Annotated in this window: 21 protein-coding genes and 1 riboswitch; of the genes, 17 read left to right on the top strand and 4 right to left on the bottom strand. The window is 61.8% G+C overall.

The window, feature by feature from the left end; genetic code table 11:
• Positions 1-253: hypothetical protein (locus EET67_RS25895; RefSeq protein WP_210211159.1), on the top strand; the 253-nt coding region annotated here is incomplete at its 5' end.
• A 14-nt stretch (positions 254-267) separates the two neighbouring features.
• On the opposite strand, the gene EET67_RS23140 is transcribed toward EET67_RS25895, so the two are convergent.
• A complete protein-coding gene (locus tag EET67_RS23140) occupies positions 268-1,191 on the bottom strand; it encodes a hypothetical protein (RefSeq protein WP_128628576.1) in 924 nt (307 codons plus the stop codon).
• Between the two features lie 336 nt (positions 1,192-1,527).
• Between EET67_RS23140 and EET67_RS23135 the strand changes: the two genes are divergently transcribed.
• The 11 genes from EET67_RS23135 (at position 1,528) to EET67_RS23085 (ending at position 9,339) form a co-directional block, all read left to right on the top strand.
• The gene (locus tag EET67_RS23135; RefSeq protein ID WP_128628575.1) at positions 1,528-1,842 is read left to right on the top strand and encodes a hypothetical protein; all 315 of its coding nucleotides are present in this window, start codon (positions 1,528-1,530) and stop codon (positions 1,840-1,842) included.
• A complete protein-coding gene (locus EET67_RS23130; protein ID WP_128628574.1) occupies positions 1,839-2,144 on the top strand; it encodes a twin-arginine translocation signal domain-containing protein in 306 nt (101 codons plus the stop codon). Before EET67_RS23135 ends, EET67_RS23130 begins: the two co-directional genes overlap by 4 nt.
• Entirely contained in the window at positions 2,141-2,395 is a 255-nt protein-coding gene (locus EET67_RS23125) for a hypothetical protein (protein ID WP_128628573.1), read from the top strand. The genes EET67_RS23130 and EET67_RS23125 overlap by 4 nt, the downstream gene beginning before the upstream one ends.
• Entirely contained in the window at positions 2,392-2,775 is a 384-nt protein-coding gene (locus EET67_RS23120; protein ID WP_128628572.1) for a hypothetical protein, read from the top strand. The genes EET67_RS23125 and EET67_RS23120 overlap by 4 nt, the downstream gene beginning before the upstream one ends.
• Positions 2,772-3,122 (top strand): hypothetical protein, encoded by a 351-nt coding sequence (locus EET67_RS23115; protein ID WP_128628571.1) that lies wholly within the window; start codon positions 2,772-2,774, stop codon positions 3,120-3,122. The genes EET67_RS23120 and EET67_RS23115 overlap by 4 nt, the downstream gene beginning before the upstream one ends.
• A complete protein-coding gene (locus EET67_RS23110) occupies positions 3,119-3,322 on the top strand; it encodes a hypothetical protein (RefSeq protein ID WP_128628570.1) in 204 nt (67 codons plus the stop codon). The genes EET67_RS23115 and EET67_RS23110 overlap by 4 nt, the downstream gene beginning before the upstream one ends.
• Positions 3,319-3,615 carry a hypothetical protein gene (locus tag EET67_RS23105; protein ID WP_128628569.1) on the top strand — a complete coding sequence of 99 codons (297 nt, stop codon included), beginning with the start codon at positions 3,319-3,321 and terminating at the stop codon, positions 3,613-3,615. The genes EET67_RS23110 and EET67_RS23105 overlap by 4 nt, the downstream gene beginning before the upstream one ends.
• Entirely contained in the window at positions 3,588-4,817 is a 1,230-nt protein-coding gene (locus tag EET67_RS23100) for a site-specific integrase (protein ID WP_128628568.1), read from the top strand. Before EET67_RS23105 ends, EET67_RS23100 begins: the two co-directional genes overlap by 28 nt.
• Positions 4,818-4,962: 145 nt before the next feature.
• Positions 4,963-7,596, top strand: coding sequence for an FtsK/SpoIIIE family DNA translocase (locus EET67_RS23095; protein WP_128628567.1), 2,634 nt, complete (start codon positions 4,963-4,965; stop codon positions 7,594-7,596).
• 109 nt (positions 7,597-7,705) lie between these two features.
• Positions 7,706-8,392, top strand: a complete 687-nt coding sequence (locus tag EET67_RS23090; RefSeq protein WP_128628566.1) for an outer membrane lipoprotein carrier protein LolA — start codon at positions 7,706-7,708, stop codon at positions 8,390-8,392.
• 143 nt (positions 8,393-8,535) lie between these two features.
• Positions 8,536-9,339 (top strand): exodeoxyribonuclease III, encoded by an 804-nt coding sequence (locus EET67_RS23085; protein WP_128628565.1) that lies wholly within the window; start codon positions 8,536-8,538, stop codon positions 9,337-9,339.
• A gap of 384 nt (positions 9,340-9,723) precedes the next feature.
• On the opposite strand, the gene EET67_RS23080 is transcribed toward EET67_RS23085, so the two are convergent.
• Entirely contained in the window at positions 9,724-10,179 is a 456-nt protein-coding gene (locus EET67_RS23080) for a cyclic nucleotide-binding domain-containing protein (RefSeq protein ID WP_128628564.1), read from the bottom strand.
• A 63-nt stretch (positions 10,180-10,242) separates the two neighbouring features.
• Positions 10,243-10,926, bottom strand: coding sequence for a response regulator transcription factor (locus EET67_RS23075; RefSeq protein WP_128628563.1), 684 nt, complete (start codon positions 10,924-10,926; stop codon positions 10,243-10,245).
• Between the two features lie 100 nt (positions 10,927-11,026).
• On the opposite strand from EET67_RS23075, the gene EET67_RS23070 reads away from it, so the two are divergent.
• The 5 genes from EET67_RS23070 (at position 11,027) to EET67_RS23050 (ending at position 17,107) form a co-directional block, all read left to right on the top strand.
• Positions 11,027-11,605 carry a L,D-transpeptidase family protein gene (locus EET67_RS23070; RefSeq protein ID WP_128628562.1) on the top strand — a complete coding sequence of 193 codons (579 nt, stop codon included), beginning with the start codon at positions 11,027-11,029 and terminating at the stop codon, positions 11,603-11,605.
• Between the two features lie 57 nt (positions 11,606-11,662).
• Positions 11,663-11,785: riboswitch (TPP riboswitch) on the top strand.
• Between the two features lie 46 nt (positions 11,786-11,831).
• On the top strand, positions 11,832-12,830 hold the full coding sequence (thiB, locus tag EET67_RS23065; RefSeq protein WP_128628561.1) for a thiamine ABC transporter substrate binding subunit: 999 nt from the start codon (positions 11,832-11,834) through the stop codon (positions 12,828-12,830).
• A gap of 267 nt (positions 12,831-13,097) precedes the next feature.
• Entirely contained in the window at positions 13,098-14,717 is a 1,620-nt protein-coding gene (gene thiP, locus EET67_RS23060) for a thiamine/thiamine pyrophosphate ABC transporter permease (protein WP_128628560.1), read from the top strand.
• Positions 14,714-15,484: a thiamine ABC transporter ATP-binding protein gene (thiQ, locus tag EET67_RS23055; protein WP_128628559.1), complete on the top strand. Its 771-nt coding sequence runs from the start codon at positions 14,714-14,716 to the stop codon at positions 15,482-15,484. Before thiP ends, thiQ begins: the two co-directional genes overlap by 4 nt.
• A gap of 189 nt (positions 15,485-15,673) precedes the next feature.
• Positions 15,674-17,107: a M48 family metalloprotease gene (locus EET67_RS23050; protein WP_165900010.1), complete on the top strand. Its 1,434-nt coding sequence runs from the start codon at positions 15,674-15,676 to the stop codon at positions 17,105-17,107.
• Between the two features lie 21 nt (positions 17,108-17,128).
• Here the strand turns inward: EET67_RS23050 and EET67_RS23045 are convergent, their stop codons facing one another.
• Complete coding sequence (locus EET67_RS23045) at positions 17,129-17,989, bottom strand: RNA polymerase factor sigma-32 (RefSeq protein WP_128628557.1); 861 nt, start codon at positions 17,987-17,989, stop codon at positions 17,129-17,131.
• Positions 17,990-18,267: the final 278 nt, after the last annotated feature.

Below are 18,267 nucleotides of genomic sequence, written 5' to 3'. Positions count from 1 at the left end.
GTGCAACCCCGACCAGCTTCGCCTGATCGGGCGCTCACCGCCGTGCCCTTCATCAACCCAAGCAGGGGGTCCCTTTTACGCGAAAATACGGGGTCCCGATTCCATGGTCATTGACAGCGTTCTGTCTGATGAGGAAGTCCGCGAGGTGTATGAACAGGCGTTGTTCCTGCTCGAATCTCACGAAAGCGGGGAGCCTGAGGCGCGGCCGGTGTTCGAGGCAGCGCGTGAGATCATAGAGGCGCAATTGCGGTAAACGCTAACAACACTTCAAGCGTCTGGCAAGACTTTCAGGAGGTGGATTCTCTTGCCAACAAAAGACCCATCGGCCCTTCGATCTCCCTCTACCGTAACATCAGCTTTCACACGCTCTTTCTTGGCCAAGGCCGCTGCATCGACCGTTGGATATAAATCCATCTGCATGCGCTTCTTAAACCGCTTGTCTCCAATGATAACAGCCGCCCACCCTGTAGTGTTCTTGTCGCGGTCTGTGGCGCGAATGTCCAATAATGCGCTGGGTAAATCCACGTTTCGAGACTCATCAATCTCGGCAAGTTCGCTATCCGATGGGTATTCCTTCAAAGTTTCTGGAGATATCTCGCCAACCCCGCCGACTGTGACCGGCGAGATAACTCCGTCTTCCCTCGGCTTCAAGAATTTGGTGACCGACTTAATGAGCGACCGGCGGCGTCCTTGAGGGATCGCCTCATTAAGGGCATTTTCAACAGAACTCGTCGGGAGATTTATCTTATCAGAGATAACGTTGACTACCGTGTTGTAGTCGCCTTCTATGTGCGTAGAGGCTGGACGATCGGGTTTTTTGGAGCGTACCGCATCATAAGCATAGCGAGCGACCAAATACGTAACGGCAAGCGCCGACAGAGTGACAAGCGCTTCATATTCCGCTGGAATATCCACCCCAAACACCGCCTCAATCCCGCCAACTATTTTGCCTTCCAGGTCTTCCTGATACGTGGTCACCAAGATTACAGCCAAGTCCGATACAAGGCTTCCAGAAGCCACGCTGACGACGCGAATTCGCACTGATTCTACGGTCATATTCGGGACCGCGAGATCGAGAAAGCGAACACCTTCTTCCAGCAGTCGCTTTTGCGCTTTTAGATTTTCGATTGCTTCGTCTATCGACGCGGTGCCATCCCGGTATGATATCCGGTGCGGGAACACCAACTCCATTACGTCTCTCCCCAACGCCCCGCGCGCATAGAAGCAGAACTACGTAGGAATGTGGAGTCTGCCGGCCGCTCAACTCACCCTTCCTCCTACCAACGATAGCAACTTTGAGTAACTGAACCCGGTTTTCCCGGCTCGGAACGACCTCACTCATCAGCCGCGCGAGATCCCAAGCAGCCCTTTCATTTCCGCGTGATCTCGCGCCACTGGCATTCATATTATCCACTTAGCTAGCGTCGTGCACGACAAATGTTTGAAAATCGTACAGATATCGCTTGACGTTAAATGTACGTTAATCATACATATTAAACCATCTTCACCGATGGGAGTACCTGACCGATGCGAACGAACGACGCCACGCGGGCGACCGCTGAAGCTATGCCTACTAAAGCGACTGTCCCCTATCCAGGGCAGGAGCCGGTCGATGAAATTGACCAAGCGATTGCCCAACTCCGCTCTCTTCGTCTCGCGATGCTGGCTGATAGCCAAGGCCTCTCAAACTTCACCACTTCCGACGCAGAACTCATAATCTGCGATGTGCTTGATCAGCTTGACCCCATTCGCACATTCCTTGCCGAAAACGAATTTGACGATGTGCGGATGGCTTTCGTTGAGTGCAGGCGCATTTGGGCACGGAAAGGCGGTGCAGCATGAGCCTCACCCGTCGCCTTTTCCTGACTAAGTCTGCGGCTGCCGGTGCGGCCACAGTCGTCGCCCCTGTCGCGGCCGAGGCCGCAGTCCCTGAAATGACCGCCCGCGAGCGTGCCATGTGGCTCATGGAGGAATTGGAACGTCTCGTCCTTGCAGATGGGGCGTCAGAGGCAACCATCATCGTGTGTGGTCAACGCTATGGTGGCGTCGCCAGCTACGACCACGGCAAGTCGATGGCTCTCCATCCGGGCAAGAAATGGGGCAACATCGGCGGCATGTTCGCCGAGGAAGGCGGTGCGAAATGAGCCGCTTCATTCCCCACACCGACATGAGCGCGGATGAACTGATCCAGTGCAGCTATCAGGCCCTCGCTGTCCTGTCCCTGTGCGAGAGCGCAGCATGGGCCATTGAGGGCGGCAGCAGCGCGCAGTCTCGCGCGGAGATTGACCAACTCGCGGATAGCATCGGTTCCGGTCTGCGTCTGGCTATTGAATTGCTTGGGCCGGTTCACGACGCACTCGAATGCCACGAAGGGCTGAAAGGTGGCGCGAAATGAATACCGCCATCAAGCATCCACTCGGCTTCAAGACTGACGAGTTGTCGATCTGCCAGCTCTACGCCCTCAATGATGCGCTCCGTACCGTCTTTGATGTTCTTTCTGGGCTTCAGGAGCAGCCACGCTTTTATGTGGAGCGCGGCAAGGTTGATGAATCCTACAACGACGCCGGATTGATCCTCGATGACTTCTGCGACGCGCTGGGGATCGAGATCGCAGCAATAGAAGCGATCGTAGAAGGCAAGCCAGTGCTCACGCGAGAAGAATACGACCGCAAGTTCTATTTGCTTGCGCAAGGATATGTGGGCGGCACCGAGCGACCCGATCGTGTGATCGCCGACCTGTCGCGAATTGCCTCCAGCATGGGGGACCGGCCATGAACGCCCTTGTCCTGTCCAACCATCCCGACGCCGAACTGATCAAGCTGGGCAAAGAGTTCCGCAGGATGCGCCAAGCGCAAATCGATCTCTACGACGAGGTCGGGGACGACGAGTCGCCCGAGACAATAGCGCGCATCGATGAGAGCGAGCGAGAGCTTGGCGCCTTGTCCAATCGCATCTTGGCCATTGAGCCGAAGACGGTCGACGGACTGCGCACCGTGGCTCTGTGCTACGCGAATTGCCACAAGTCCGGCAATGGGACTTGGGACGTCGCTGACAACGCGTGCCATGACACACGAGCGGTTTACATCGTCATGCGCTGGTTGGTCGATGGGGGTGCATCATGAAGTGCCTCCGTCTGGCGATCGCCATTCTCATTCTGCGCGGTGCCGGCATCTTTGCCGGTGTCATCGCCGGGCCTGAACTCCGAGAGGGCCGCCGTTCATTGCCACCGCTCCGGCCGGCCGAGCGCATGCTCCTTGGCTCGCTCGTCGGGCTCACGATCTGTGTTTTGTGGATCTGGATCAGTATGGGGGCGGGGCGATGAAGGCTACCGATCGGCCACTGCGCCTTGATGACTTGCCGATGTTCGCCAGCGATCGGCAGATCGCAGAAGCCATTGTTGGTAAGGATGAGGCCGAAAAGTGGATGCGCGAGCGCCTGCCGACCCTTGCATCCAAGCCAGGTTTCCCGCCTATTGATGCTTTCCACGGCGGACGGCCGGTAAGGCTGGTCGCCCGCTTCTATGATGAGTACCTTGGGGGCAGTGCTGGGTCAGGTTCAGCACCGCGTGGCGTGGAGGATGTCAGCGCATGGAAACCGTCAAGGCGCCGGGCCTGAAATGGCGCAAGCTTGCCGGCGGCCTGTCGCCTATATGGGTCGCCGACGAAACTGACGTGAAGAACGGCTATACGCCGAAGACCGTCAATCTGAAGCATTTGGCGGACCAGCAGGAAATGCTCGTCGCCAAGTGCAACGCGCTGCAGGCCGATATGCTTTTGTGGCGCACAGGCTATCGCCGCGACCTGCTCAAGTTCGATGGAACCATCCGGTCGCTGCTGGACGTGTACGAGTTGCACGAGCGCAGCCCCTACAGGAAGCTCAAGCCCGGATCGCGACGGCCTTACAATCACTATCTTCGCCGGCTGCGGGGCCATGTCGGGGCCATCCGAATAAGCGACGTTTCAGGGGTCGATATCCTGAGTTGGCACGACGTATGGTCGGAGAACGGCAAGCACCTTGCCGCTGCCGCTATGGCACGGTCGGTGCTCGATGCTGCGATCAGCTTCGGAATAATGCTTCGGTTCGCAGGATGCGTCGAACTATCTACCGTCCTACGGGAAACACGCAAGAAGCTGCCGGCGCCAAAGTCGCGTGACGCATCCATGACGGCAGAGCAGGTTATCCGACTTCGCCAGGCGGCGCACAAGCGCGGAGAGCCGATCATGGCGCTGGCCTATGCATTGGCGTTCGAAACCGTCCTGAGGCTTTGGGACGTGGTCGGTCAGTGGGTCCCGATGGACACGCCCATCATCTCCGATGTCATCGACCCCGACCGAAACGAGAAGTGGCACGGCCTGCGGTGGGAAGACATCGATGGCAACTTGTTTCTCGAATACATCCCGTCCAAGACGGCTGACACAACCGGAAAGGCAATCATCTATCCGTTGTCGAAAGCACCAATGGTAGTGGAGGAGCTGGCGCATTGGCCGGCAGAGGTCCGCAAAGGGCCTGTCATTGTCTCTCCGACGACGAGGTTGCCCTACCTCGAGCAGAATTGGCGCAAGCGATATAACAGCGATCGCAAGGCGGCCGATATCGCCAGCAATGTTTGGGCCCGAGATCTTCGAGCGTCGGGGATATCGGAAGGTCGCGCGAACAATGCGTCGATCGAGGATGCCGCCAAGGTGGCCGGTCATAGCGGCACTCGCACCACCAAGAAAGTTTACGATCGGGCGGTACTGGAAGCGGCCGACCGCTTTGCAGAGGCGAGGATTCGTGGCCGTGAACGTTCCGGTAACGGCAGCGGTAACGTGCGGTAACGTGCAGCCCGCAAAGCCTTATGAAATAAGGCGCTGAAAATCTCCATGGTTAATGCAGCCTTAACCTTCCCGCCGATAGTCTGACCATTGAATCTGCCCACGGTGCGTTCGCGCCGGGCGAAAGCATCATGGACGGGGAATAGGCATGCGTTCAGGGGTTACCGCACCGCTCGCGTTGACCGATACGGGGCACGGCATTCAGGCATTTGCGCGCCGGCAGATAGGGCGTCTGGTTGGCCTGGCCTGTCTTGCCTTCGTCGCCTTCGGCCTTGCCAGCCTCGGCACCTGGAATGTCGCCGATCCGAGCTTCAGCCACGCCACCGACAATCCCGTCACCAATGCGATGGGCTATCCGGGCGCGGTGTTTTCCGATCTTGCCATGCAGTTTTACGGCTTGTCCGCCGTCGCCGCGCTCGCACCTGCGGTCGTCTGGGGACTGCTTTTGATGACCGCCCGCGGCGTCGACCGCATGCCGCGCAGGGCATTTGCCTGGTTCGGCGCATCGCTCCTGTTTGCCGCGATCGCCGGCTGCACGACACCTCCGGCGACCTGGCCATTGCCGACCGGCCTCGGCGGCGTTTTCGGCGACATGATCCTGAAAATCCCGGGCATGGCCACCGGCGGCTATCCGACCGGATGGGCGGCAAGCCTTGCCGCCGTCATTCTCGTCGGCCCCGCAGCCTGGCTGTTTGGCTATGGTTCGGGTCTGCTGGCGCGGCCGAACGGCTTTGCTGTGGCAGAGGACGAGCCGGCGCGTGAGGAGTCGGAACCCGATTCCCTCACCTTCTACGACGATGGCGACAATGAAGGCATTCTCGCGCTCGGTGCGATCACCCATTGGTGGCTGTCGTTCCGGGCCTTTCTCCATCGCCGCGCCATGCGCCGTCACCGGCATGACGAATATCGAGACGTCGAACCCCGCTCCGGCAGCGCCTGGCGTCTTGCCGCCGAGCGCGTGGAATTCGCCGAACAGGCGGAGGCCCGCGCGGATGCAAGGGGCCGCGCGCGCGTAGAACCGGAGTTCTTTGCCGCCATGGTGGCCGATGGCCGCACGCCCTCCATCGATCCGGATGATGACGATATTTCCGACGATGAGTTGGATTTCGTACCCGGCGAAACCGTGGCACCCCGCGCTGAGCCTGCACGGGTACAGAATTTCCGTTCGCCTGCGCCAAGCCGGGTCGAAAGCCCCGCACCTCGCCCCGCGCCCGGGGCCCGGGTGCAGCGCGAGGCGCAGACGTCGCTGATCGGCTCGCATGCCTTCGAGATGCCTTCGCTGCATTTCCTGGCCCAGCCGCCCAATGTGGTGCGCGATGCCAGCCTGTCGAAGGACGCGCTCGAGCAGAATGCCCGGCTGCTGGAGGGCGTGCTGGAGGATTTCGGCGTCAAGGGCGAGATCATCCATGTCCGGCCCGGTCCTGTCGTCACACTCTACGAGCTGGAACCAGCGCCCGGCATCAAGTCATCGCGCGTCATCGGCCTTGCCGACGACATTGCCCGCTCGATGAGCGCGATTGCCGCGCGCGTCGCCGTCGTGCCCGGCCGCAACGCCATCGGCATCGAACTGCCCAATGCCAAGCGCGAGACCGTCTATCTGCGCGAGATCATGGCAAGCCGCGACTTCGAGACCACCAAGGCCAAGCTGGCGCTGGCGCTGGGCAAGACCATCAATGGCGAGGCGGTGATCGTCGATATCGCCAAGATGCCGCATGTGCTGGTGGCCGGCACCACCGGCTCGGGCAAGTCGGTCGCCATCAACACCATGATCCTCTCGCTGCTCTACCGCATGACGCCGGAACAGTGTCGCCTGATCATGATCGATCCCAAGATGCTGGAACTGTCGGTCTATGACGGCATCCCGCACCTGCTGACGCCTGTGGTGACCGATCCGAAAAAGGCGGTGGTGGCGCTGAAATGGACTGTGCGGGAGATGGAGGACCGCTACCGCAAGATGTCCAAGGTCGGCGTGCGCAATATTGACGGCTTCAACGCCCGCGTCGCACAGGCGCAGAAGAAGGGCGAGCAGATCACGCGCACCGTGCAGACCGGCTTCGACAAGCAGACCGGCGAGGCGATCTACGAAACCGAGCATCTCGATCTCGAAGCCTTGCCCTATATCGTCGTGATCATCGACGAGATGGCCGACCTGATGATGGTCGCCGGCAAGGACATCGAAGGCGCGGTGCAGCGGCTGGCGCAGATGGCGCGTGCCGCCGGCATCCATGTCATCATGGCCACCCAGCGCCCATCGGTGGACGTCATCACCGGCACCATCAAGGCGAACTTCCCGACCCGCATCTCCTTCCAGGTGACGTCGAAGATCGACAGCCGCACCATTCTGGGCGAGCAGGGCGCCGAACAGCTGCTCGGCATGGGCGACATGCTCTACATGGCCGGCGGCGGCCGCATTCAGCGCGTGCATGGCCCCTTCGTCTCCGACGACGAGGTCGAGCAGGTGGTCGCCCACCTCAAGCTGCAGGGCATCCCGGAATATCTCGATGCCATCACCGAGGACGACGGCGAGGATGAGGACGAACCTTCCGGCAAGGGCGGTGGCGGCGGCAATTTCGAGGACTCGGAGGACCCCTACGACCAGGCCGTGGCCGTTGTGCTGCGCGATGGCAAGGCTTCGACCAGCTATATCCAGCGCCGCCTCGGCATCGGCTACAACCGCGCCGCCTCCATCATCGAAAGAATGGAGCAGGAAGGCGTTGTCGGCCCCGCCAATCATGCCGGAAAGCGCGAAATCCTCGTTCCCACGGAGGAAGACAAGTTCTGATCGGCTCGAATTGACGCAGGATGCGTCAGCGCATCTTGCCGTCGCCAAACTTCAGCCCAAGTAAATGCCTACGGGAGCCAAATCGCATCGACATATGAGTGAAGACGGCATGAAAAACATCGCCCTGACGCCAATCCTCCGCCCACGGACGCGCCGTGCCTTTCTGGTGCTCGCGCTGGCGACCGCGGGAATGGCCGCGCTGCAGGCCGTGCCGGGCATGGAACCGGTAGAGCCGGCCGCCGCCGCCGCATCGGACGCGGCCCAGAAGATCGCCGATCATTTTGCCAGCGTGCGCACCATGACCGGCGAATTCGTGCAGTTCGGGCCGAGGGGCGAGCAGACCGGCGGCAAGTTCTATATCGAGCGGCCGGGCAAGATCCGCTTCAACTATGAGGGCAATTCGGGCTTCAGGGTGATCTCGGACGGTCAGTCCGTCGTGCTCGATAATCGCAAGATGAAGACGATGGACCTCTATCCGCTGTCGAAGACGCCGCTCAAGCTGCTTCTGGACGAGCGCATCGACCTGTCCGGCAACAAGGTCCGCAGCGTCAAGGAAGAGGACGACCTGACCACCATCCAGCTTGCCGACAAGTCGGTGTTCGGCAATTCGACCATCACCATGATGTTCGATCCGAAATCCTACGAGCTGCGCCAGTGGACCATCACCGACGCGCAGGGCAAGGACACGACGGTGATGATCTTCAACGTCCAGCAGGGCGTGACGTTCGACCAGAGCCTGTTCAAGATCGACTATCGCCGCAATATCGAGCTGAACAAGAACAAGGGCAGCCGATAGGCCTGCGGGCCCACGCAGGCCGTTTTTAAACCGGCGATAGCTGTGGACAGCAGGCAAAGGCCGCGCCGGAACCCGACCCGGCCTTGTATTTGATGGCCGCCGCTGCCACTTTCCGGCATTCGTTGCCAATGCCGGAATCTCCCATGACATTTTCGATCGCCACCTGGAACATCAACTCCGTGCGCCTGCGCATGCCGCTGGTGGAAAGGTTCCTGATCGAAAACGCACCCGATGTCCTGTGCCTGCAGGAAACCAAGTGTCCTGACGACCAGTTTCCCTCGGCTGCCTTCCGCAAGCTCGGTTATGAGCACCTCGCGATCAGCGGGCAGAAGGGCTATCACGGCGTGGCGACGGTTGCCCGGCGGCCGCTGGAACTGGTGGAAAAGCGCGACTTCTGCAAGATGGGTGACTGCCGCCATCTGTCGGTGCGGGTGCCGGTCGGCGGCAAGCAGATCCTCCTGCACAATTTCTACGTGCCTGCCGGCGGCGACGAGCCTGACCCGGAGATCAATCCGAAATTCCGCCACAAGCTCGATTTTGTCGCGGAGATGAACGCCATTCGCGCCGAGCACGACGCCAATTCGGCATCGGTTCTGGTCGGCGATCTCAACATCGCCCCGCTTGAGCATGATGTGTGGTCGCACAAGCAGCTTCTGAAAGTCGTCAGCCACACGCCGATCGAGACCGAGAGCTTCGAGGCGATGCGCAAGGGCGGCGAATGGGTCGACCTGATGCGGCTCAACGTTCCCTACGAGCAGAAGATCTATACGTGGTGGAGTTACCGCGCGCAGGATTGGGCGGCGTCCGACCGTGGCCGGCGCCTTGACCATGTCTGGTCGTCGCAGAACCTGGCGCCCGGACTGCGCGGCATCGAAATCCTGCGCGAGGCGCGAGGCTGGGAACGGCCGTCCGACCACGTGCCGGTGATCGCGCGGTTCGATCTTTGAACGTGTTCGAGCCGTCGATCCCGACCCGTTTCAAATCCTTAGATCGAGGTGACGTTTCCTTGAATCGCTATTTCGATCTAAGCCTTTGTTATTGAGCATGATCTTGCCCGAAAAGTCTGCAACTTTTCGGGATCATGCTCTAGTAGCCCCCGCCACCGGTGCCGCTCGTGCCGCCCATACCACTTCCATTCGTGCTTGAAGGGCTTGATGCCGGTGGTGGAGCTTCGGTGCGCTGTGCGGTGGTCTGGCATGCGGCCAGAAAAACCGCCAGGAGCAGGATGAGCAGGCGCATGGCGATGACCTCCTTGCCCCTCGGCAGGAAGCATCGCGCCGATCGTCCAAGCCGTCAACGGGCACCGATCCGATGGCTCGGTGTGATGACGGCTAAGGCGCCAGCCGCGGTGCCACTTCCTCGATGCGGCGGATGAGCGCCTGCAATTCATCGGTAATGCGCCGGTGAAGGGCAACCGCCAGTTCCGGATATTCCTCCAGAATGCGCCGGAACATCTTCCTGTTCAGCCGCAGCACTTCCGAATCACTTGCTGCCGCAGCGCTTGTCATGCGCCTGGTGTCGGCGATCAGCGCCAGCTCGCCGAGGATGGAGCCCGGCTTTGCCAGCACGATCGGCGTTCGTTCGGCATCGGCTTCGTGGAACAGCACGATGCTGCCGCTAACGACCACATAGGCCGAATCAGCCTCGTCCTGTTCCAGATAGAGCTTGCGCTGGGCCGGCAGCTGCATCGATTCGGCGCCGAAGGCGAGCAGGCGCAGCTGTTCCGCGCTGAAGCCCTCGAAAAGCCCCACGCCGGACAGAATGCGAATGTCGTCATCCAGCGCCATAACGTCCCCGAATTCCTGGCCTGGTATTCTTTCGGTCGATGCGGTTCCCCGGCCGCAAACCGATCATGGAACCAGCTTGTATCCGCCGCTTTCTGTCACAAGAATTTCAGCATTGGAAGGATCGCGCTCTATCTTCTGGCGCAGGCGATAGACATGCGTCTCCAGCGTATGCGTGGTGACGCCCGAATTGTAACCCCAGACCTCCTCCAGCAGGACGTCGCGGGTAACAACCTTCTGGTCGGCGCGATAGAGATATTTGATGATCGACGCCTCCTTTTCGGTCAGGCGCACCTTGGCGCCGCGTTGGTCCAGCAGCAGTTTCTGGCTCGGCTTGAATGTATAGGGGCCGACCGAGAATGTGGCATCCTCGCTCTGCTCATGCTGGCGCAGCTGCGCACGGATGCGGGCGAGCAGCACGGCGAAGCGGAACGGCTTGGTGACATAGTCGTTGGCCCCCGCCTCCAGGCCGAGGATCGTATCCGAATCGGTATCGTGGCCGGTCAGCATGATGATCGGCGCCTTATAGCCGCCCTTGCGCAACAGCTTGACGGCCTCGCGGCCATCCATGTCGGGCAGGCCGACATCCATCACCAGAAGATCGATCAGGCCGCCACGGGCGACGGCGACACCTTTTGCAGCAGTCGCCTCCTGCTGGACGTCGAATTCCTCGTAAAGCGACAACTGCTCCACCAGGGTGGTGCGCAGGTCCTCGTCATCATCGACGATCAGGATGGTGCGGGATGTCATGGATCAATCCGTTGTTTTGCAATGAATAATTCTGTTGACCGCTCGTCTTTTATGCGGAACCTCTCTCCGCGAGAACAGCGGTCACGGTGATTTGTTCCCGATGCGATCATACTCCAAAAAACGTGAACGCAATGGGGCGGGCACAAAAATACGATCCGGCCTGAAAGTGCTGACCGTTCGCGCCAGTCCACGCGATCCATGCAAGGGCCTTTTGACCGCCGGAAATCTGGTGTTTGCCTGCGCGCTTGGGCGCGGCGGCATCAGCACCAACAAGCGCGAAGGCGACGGCGCCACGCCGCTGGCCCGGATGCGTATCCTCTCGGGCTATTTCCGGCGCGGGCATTTCTCGCCACGTCAGGCGCGATTGGCGATGACGCCGATCGGCCCGAAGCTCGGCTGGTGCGAAGTGCCGGACGACCGCAACTACAACCGGCCGGTCAGGCTGCCTTATGCCGCAAGCCATGAGCATATGCTGCGTGAGGACCGGCTCTACGATGCCTGCCTCGTGCTCGACTGGAACATTTCGCCGCGCAGGCGCGGGCGGGGCAGCGCCATTTTCTTCCATCTGGCACGGCCGGGCTTCACGCCTACGCAAGGATGCGTGGCGATAACGGCGCGGGACATGGCCCGTCTGCTGCCGCATCTGTCCCGCCGCACCGTGCTGAAAGTGATCCGCTAGCCTCCGGCAAGCGACAAACGCCGCTTGCGCCGCACCCCGCACCGCCCTATGTCTATGCCCGCTCTAACGGGGTGCCGGACACGAATTTCGTGGACCGGCTGAGAGGCGAGGGAAAAACCCGGCCAACCCGCTGAACCTGATCCGGTTTGTACCGGCGGAGGGATTAGACGCTTCGGACGGCAAACCGGCGCTTCAATTCCCTTTCAACCCAAAGAAGGAGGCGCCGATGCGCACGCTGCTTTTATCTCTCGTTTCGACCATCGCCATCGGCGCGGCCGTTCCCGCATCGGCGGCCGATCTCACCATCTACACCTATGAAAGCTTCACCGCCGAATGGGGCCCCGGTCCGCAGGTGGAAAAGGCGTTCGAAGCCGAGTGCGGCTGCGATGTCGAATTCGTCTCGGTGGCAGACGGTGTTGCGCTCCTCAATCGCGTCAAGCTGGAAGGCGTCGCGACCAAGGCCGACATCGTGCTCGGGCTCGATACCAACCTGACGGCGGACGCCAAGGCGACCGGGCTGTTTTTGCCTTCCGGCGTCGACCGTGCCAGGATCGACGTTCCCGGCGGCTGGAGCGACGACACTTTTGTGCCCTTCGACTACGGCTATTTCGCCGTCGTCTATGACAGCGAGACGCTGAAGACCCCTCCAGCAAGCCTCAAGGAACTGGTCGAGGGCGATGCCAACCAGAAGATCGCCATCCAGGACCCGCGCACCTCGACGCCCGGTCTCGGGCTGCTTCTCTGGGTCAAGGCGGTCTATGGCGACGAGGCGCCGGAGGCATGGGCCAAGCTGCAAAAGCGCGTCCTGACCGTCACGCCGGGCTGGAGCGAGGCCTATGGCCTGTTCACCAAGGGCGAGGCGCCGATGGTGCTTTCCTATACGACCTCGCCGGCCTATCACATGATCGCGGAAGGAACCGAGCGCTACCAGGCGGCGTCCTTCTCCGAAGGCCACTATCTGCAGGTGGAAGTCGCGGCCATCACCACGACGGGCGAGAAGAATCCGCTGGCGCAGAAATTCATGGACTTCATGACCGGCCCCGGCTTCCAGGACGCCATTCCCGAAACCAACTGGATGTTCCCCGCCGGCCAGACCGACAAGCCGCTCAACCCTGCCTTCGAAAAGCTGGTCAAGCCGACAAAGACGCTGCAGATCGCGCCTGAAGAGATTGCGGCGAACCGCAAGGCCTGGGTGGACGAGTGGCTGGCGGTGATGAGCAAGTAAACACGCTGCCAGACCCCCACTGCCTGTTCCGAGGCAATCGCATATGGCACGATCAACCCCCACTCCGCGTTGCTTCGCTCGCCACCTCTCCCCCTCGAAAGGGGAGAGGAAAGGCGGCAGCCTCGCGGAAGGCGCTTCCTCTCCCCCGTCGAACGGGGGAGAGGTGGTTTGCAAAGCAAACCGGAGTGGGGGTCGACGAGCTGCCTGCCTCCTTTCCGGGCGGAGGACCAGTCTATTTCCTCATGGTCGTGAAAGGCGCCAGGTCGCGTGAACTCCTCCCGCCATCCCGATTTCCGCATCCTCGCCGGCCTCGGCGCCCTGGCGTTCATCACGCTGCTGATCGGCGGCGCATTCGCCGGGCTGATCGCGGAGGGCGCCGGCAATCTGTCCGGCGCTTACGCGGCATTTGATTCCTATCTGCTGCGCGTCGCCCGTTTCACGCTCTGGCAGGCGATGGTGTCGACGGTGCTTTCAGTCGTTCCTGCGCTCTTCGTCGCCCGCGCACTGTCGCGCCATCCGCAATTTCCGGGGCGCGGGCTGATCCTGCATCTGTTTGCCGTGCCGCTGGCGCTACCTGCCATCGTGGTGGCACTGGGTGTTCTGGCGCTTTATGGCCGCGCCGGCTATTTCGCCGGCATCATGAGCGCGGTTTCGGGCGATGAATGGCCCGGCATTTATGGTCTTTCAGGCATTCTGGTCGCCCATGTCTTCTTCAATCTGCCGCTCGCAACACGCCTCTTTCTGGAAACGCTGAACACCATTCCCGCCGACCAGTGGCGGCTGGCAAGCCAGCTCGGCATGGGTGCGCGGTCGGCCTTCCGGCTGATCGAGTGGCCGGCCCTGCGCGCCGGCCTGCCCGGCACTGCCGGCCTGGTGTTCATGCTCTGCATCACCTCCTTCACCATCGTGCTGACGCTTGGCGGCGGGCCGCGCGCAACGACGCTGGAAGTGGCGATCTACCAGTCCCTGCGCTTCGACTTCGACCCGGCGCGGGCCGTGGTGCTGACGCTGTTGCAGATCATGCTGACCATGGCCGTCATCTCTGTGCTGATGCGCCTTGGCGCCGACACGGCCGGCGATACCGGCCTTTCCGTCGCGCCCCGCCGCTTTGGGGCAGCCGGGATCGGCGAAACCATGCTCAACGGGGCCTTGATCCTGACGGCATTGCTGTTCGTCGCCGGCCCGATGCTGGCTACCATCATTGCCGGATTGGACGCCGATCTTGCCCGCCTCGCCGGCGAGGCCTCCGTGCAGAAGGCGGCATTGACGAGCATCGTACTTGCGCTTTTGTCGGCATCGCTTTCGGTCGTGCTGGCGACAGCATTGGTCATGGCAAGGCGTGTCTTTGCGATGCGGCGCGGCAACGGCCGAAAGACCTTGGCGGAGCAGGCAACCGATACCGGCGCAGGCTTCGTGCTGGTCATCCCGCCAATCGTCGTCGGCGCAGGCTGGTTCATGGCGCTGCGCCACTTCACCGATGTCCTGGCCATGGCCCCGGCAATGGTGGTGACCGTCAACGCGGTCATGGCCATGCCCTTTGCCATCCGCGCCATAAGGCCAGCCTATGATGCGGCGAGCGAGCGCTATGAGCGCCTTTGCGCCCAGCTTGGCCTCACCGGCTGGAACCGGATCAGGCTGCTCGACTGGCCGGTACTGTGCCGGCCGCTTTCGACCGCTTTTGCCTTTGCCATGGCACTCTCGCTTGGCGACCTTGGCGTGATAGCGCTGTTCGGCAGCGATTCGGTGCAGACGCTGCCCTATCTGCTTCTGGCGCGCATGGGTAGCTACCGCACGGCCGATGCCGCCGGGTTGGCGCTGGTGCTTGGCCTGCTTTGCCTGGCGCTGATACTGCTGGCCGGTCGGCTTGGAAAGGAAACCCCGCGATGAACCAGCCTCGCCAGCCCGGAAGCGCCGTCGAGTTGCGGGACGTTTCCTTCGATTATGAGGAAACCCGGATGCGTTTCGATCTGCGGATCGAAGCCGGTGCCATCACCACCATCATGGGACCCAGCGGCTCGGGAAAATCGACGCTGCTCAACCTGATCGCCGGGTTCGAGACGCCGCAATCGGGACGCGTGCTGATCGGCACCGAGGATATGACCGACATGCCGCCCTCGGCGCGACCGGTTTCGATGGTGTTTCAGGAAAACAATCTTTTCGCCCATCTGACGGTCGCGCAAAATGTCGGGCTTGGCCGATCGCCTGCCCTGCGCTTGTCCGAAAGCGACCGCCTTGCGGTCACCGAGGCGCTTACCCGCACGGGACTTGCAGGTAAGGAAGGGCGGTTGCCGCGTGAGCTTTCGGGCGGCGAGCGCCAGCGTGTGGCGCTCGCCCGGGCATTGGTGCGCAACCGCCCCGTCCTGCTGCTCGACGAGCCCTTTGCCTCGCTCGGACCTGCCTTGCGCGAGGATATGGTCGACCTTGTCGCCGCCCTTCATGCCGAACATGGCATGACTGTGGTTTTCGTGACACACCAGCCGGAAGATGCCCGGAGAATCGCCGGAAATATGGTGTTTCTCGACAATGGGACCATCGCCGCAACGGGAAACACGGCGGAGTTTTTCGGCAAGGATGGACCTCCCGCGTTCCGCAACTATATTGGTTTGGAGGCCAATGCGGCGCCAACAAGGGACGTTGCCCGGAAGCGGACATAATTTGCGCACAAACCGCACTTCGAGCTGATCTGCAAGCAAGCCTTGCGGAAGAGGGGGCGGCTGGGCAAGAACCACTTCCCCTTTGAGTCGCCGTCGAGTGAAAGGAATGCCGCCCTGCCAAGCCCGATGAACAGAGCCATGGAAGCGCTGTCGCCTGCGCTTCGCGGTGCACGTCTCGGTGCCGTCGCGATGGTGCTGGCACTTGTTGCCGGCTGCCAGATGACAGCCAGCGATTTGAAGGAATCCGCTTTCCGCCCGTCGGACAATCCTGTCACCGTCGATAGCGTCTCGCGCAATAATCGGCTGGCCGAACTGGCGCGCAGCCAGCATCCGCGCATCCTGGCGACCTATGGTGGGGAATATTCCGACCCGAAGCTGGAGCGCATGGTTGCAAAGGTCGTCGGCAACCTCACCACCGTTTCGGGCAATCCCGGCCAGACCTACCGCATCACCATCCTCAATTCCCCCAACGTCAATGCCTTCGCGCTGCCGGGCGGTTATCTCTACGTCACCCGCGGCCTGCTCGCGCTGGCAAATGATTCGGCCGAGCTTGCGGCCGTCATCTCCCATGAGATGGGCCATGTCACCGCCAATCACGGCATCCAGCGCCAGCAGAAGGAAGCCGAGGAGGTGCTGGCCACCAAGGTCGTCACCGATGTGCTCGGCGAAAGCCCTTCGGCCAAGGTCGCGCTGATCCGCGGCAAGCTGCGCCTTGCCCAGTTCTCCCGCAACCAGGAACTGGAGGCCGATGCCATCGGCATCAAGGCAAGCGGCCAGGCGGGCTTCGATCCCTTCGCCGCCGGGCGCTTCCTGCAATCCATGGCCGCCTACAGCGATTTCCGTTCCGTCAGCGGCGCTACCGATCCGAGCCTGGATTTCCTTGCCAGCCACCCGAATGCGCCGCAGCGCATCGAACTGGCGCAGCGGCACGCCCGGCAATTCGACACGCCGGGCAGCGGCGTCACCGACCGCGATTCCTTCCTGGACGGCATTGACGGATTGCTGTTCGGCGACACGCCCGAGGAAGGCTATGTCCGCGGTACCACCTTCCTCCACCCCCGCCTCGGCATAAGCTTCTCGGTGCCGGCCGGCTTCGTCATCGACAACAGCGCTGCCGCCGTCACAGCAACGGGCCCCGGCGACATGGCGATCCGCTTCGATGGCGTTTCGATCGACGGCAATATGGCACTGACAGACTATCTGCGCAGCGGCTGGGTCTCTGGACTTGAGGATGGAACCGTCCGCGCCGAGACGATCAACGGCAACGAGGCGGCCGTCGCCAAGGCGCGTGCCGATGGCTGGCAGTTCGACGTCGCCGTCATTCGCGCCAACGGGCAGGTCTATCGCCTGCTCACGGCCGCCCCGGTCGCCAGCACATCGCTGGATGCGGTCGCGCGTTCGGTCAGCGGCACCTTCCACGTGCTTTCGGCCGCCGAAAAGGCTGCGCTGAAGCCATTGCGCATACGCGTCGTCACCGTGCGTCCCGGCCAAACCATCGGCACGCTTGCAGCCAGCATGGTGGGCGTGGACAGGAAGCTGGACCTGTTCCGTGTCATCAACGGCCTGGCCCCCGGCGCCGCCGTGTCCACCGGCTACCGGGTCAAGATCATCACTGACAGGTGAATCCCTGCGAGGTGCACTCGCTCACGCCGACAGGAAAGCCGGGCTTTCCTTGACCAGTGCCGTCTTGAGCTTCTCCATTGCGCGGCTTTCGATCTGGCGTACGCGCTCCTTGGAAATGCCGAGCGTCTGGCCGAGCGATTCCAGCGTCGCGCCTTCTTCCTGCAGCCTGCGTTCGGCAATGATGCGCAGCTCCCGCTCATTGAGCACGCCAAGCGCGTTTCTGAGCCATCCCGAACGCCGCTCTATATCTATTGCCTCGCCGACGATCTCATCCGGAAGCGGATCGTCCGAAACCAGGAAATCCATGCGGTCGGAGGACGCTCCGCCATCATCGATGAGAGGCGCATTGAGCGAGGTGTCCGGGGCCGAGAGCCGGGAATCCATCATTGCCACATCGGCCTCGGGAACGCCCAGCGTCGAGGAGATTTCCTTGTAGAGCGACGTGCCTGAGAGCGTCTCGGACCCTTGCGCCAGCTTGGCGCGCAGCCGCCGCAGGTTGAAGAACAACGCCTTTTGCGCCGAACTGGTGCCGCCCCGCACGATGGACCAGTTGCGCAATATGTAGTCCTGCATGGAAGCGCGGATCCACCAGGTGGCATAGGTCGAGAAACGGACCTCGCGGTCCGGTTCGAAACGCGCCGCCGCTTCCAGCAGGCCGATATGGCCTTCCTGGATGAGATCTCCCATCGACAGGCCGAAATAGCGGAACTTTGCCGCCATGGCGATGACCAGCCTCATATGCGCCGTGGTGATACGGTGCATGGCGGCCTGGTCATGGTGGTCCCGCCACCGCAATGCCAGGTCGTGCTCTTCCTCCCGATCCAGATAGGGTGCCTTCATGGCAGCTCGGATCATGGTCCGCTTGGCGGTATCCTCGGTCATTTTGCGCTCCTGATCTCCGGCGCCTTCGCGGCTGGTCGATGAACCGCGCTTGCCTCCAAACCGGGCCGGGGTTGACTATGCGGCGCTGTGCCCTACAGGCTTTAGAACGCTGATTTCCAAGGAATGTTCCGCCCCGATCCTGCAATATGCTTGTGGGCGCGTGCCGGCTCGCAGAGGGATTGGGTTTTACGCGGGCGGACGGGCTCGGACGCTTGAGCGCTCCGAGACGGGATTGGGGCCAATATTTCAGGTGCAGATTGTCAGTCGCGCGCCTGAAT

The organism is Borborobacter arsenicus (assembly GCF_003934165.1).
Taxonomy (GTDB): Bacteria; Pseudomonadota; Alphaproteobacteria; order Rhizobiales; family Rhizobiaceae; genus Pseudaminobacter; species Pseudaminobacter arsenicus.
The sequence above is the reverse complement of the archived record's forward strand: the minus strand, read 5'-3'. Positions and strand labels throughout refer to the sequence as shown.

Bases quoted from the DNA above. Each gene is read 5' to 3' on its own strand.
- EET67_RS23140 (WP_128628576.1), bottom strand. From the start codon at position 1,191: ATGGAGTTGGTGTTCCCGCACCGGATATCATACCGGGATGGCACCGCG.
- EET67_RS23135 (WP_128628575.1), top strand. From the start codon at position 1,528: ATGCGAACGAACGACGCCACGCGGGCGACCGCTGAAGCTATGCCTACT.
- EET67_RS23130 (WP_128628574.1), top strand. From the start codon at position 1,839: ATGAGCCTCACCCGTCGCCTTTTCCTGACTAAGTCTGCGGCTGCCGGT.
- EET67_RS23125 (WP_128628573.1), top strand. From the start codon at position 2,141: ATGAGCCGCTTCATTCCCCACACCGACATGAGCGCGGATGAACTGATC.
- EET67_RS23120 (WP_128628572.1), top strand. From the start codon at position 2,392: ATGAATACCGCCATCAAGCATCCACTCGGCTTCAAGACTGACGAGTTG.
- EET67_RS23115 (WP_128628571.1), top strand. From the start codon at position 2,772: ATGAACGCCCTTGTCCTGTCCAACCATCCCGACGCCGAACTGATCAAG.
- EET67_RS23110 (WP_128628570.1), top strand. From the start codon at position 3,119: ATGAAGTGCCTCCGTCTGGCGATCGCCATTCTCATTCTGCGCGGTGCC.
- EET67_RS23105 (WP_128628569.1), top strand. From the start codon at position 3,319: ATGAAGGCTACCGATCGGCCACTGCGCCTTGATGACTTGCCGATGTTC.
- EET67_RS23100 (WP_128628568.1), top strand. From the start codon at position 3,588: ATGGAAACCGTCAAGGCGCCGGGCCTGAAATGGCGCAAGCTTGCCGGC.
- EET67_RS23095 (WP_128628567.1), top strand. From the start codon at position 4,963: ATGCGTTCAGGGGTTACCGCACCGCTCGCGTTGACCGATACGGGGCAC.
- EET67_RS23090 (WP_128628566.1), top strand. From the start codon at position 7,706: ATGAAAAACATCGCCCTGACGCCAATCCTCCGCCCACGGACGCGCCGT.
- EET67_RS23085 (WP_128628565.1), top strand. From the start codon at position 8,536: ATGACATTTTCGATCGCCACCTGGAACATCAACTCCGTGCGCCTGCGC.
- EET67_RS23080 (WP_128628564.1), bottom strand. From the start codon at position 10,179: ATGGCGCTGGATGACGACATTCGCATTCTGTCCGGCGTGGGGCTTTTC.
- EET67_RS23075 (WP_128628563.1), bottom strand. From the start codon at position 10,926: ATGACATCCCGCACCATCCTGATCGTCGATGATGACGAGGACCTGCGC.
- EET67_RS23070 (WP_128628562.1), top strand. From the start codon at position 11,027: ATGCGATCATACTCCAAAAAACGTGAACGCAATGGGGCGGGCACAAAA.
- thiB (WP_128628561.1), top strand. From the start codon at position 11,832: ATGCGCACGCTGCTTTTATCTCTCGTTTCGACCATCGCCATCGGCGCG.
- thiQ (WP_128628559.1), top strand. From the start codon at position 14,714: ATGAACCAGCCTCGCCAGCCCGGAAGCGCCGTCGAGTTGCGGGACGTT.
- EET67_RS23050 (WP_165900010.1), top strand. From the start codon at position 15,674: ATGGTGCTGGCACTTGTTGCCGGCTGCCAGATGACAGCCAGCGATTTG.
- EET67_RS23045 (WP_128628557.1), bottom strand. From the start codon at position 17,989: ATGACCGAGGATACCGCCAAGCGGACCATGATCCGAGCTGCCATGAAG.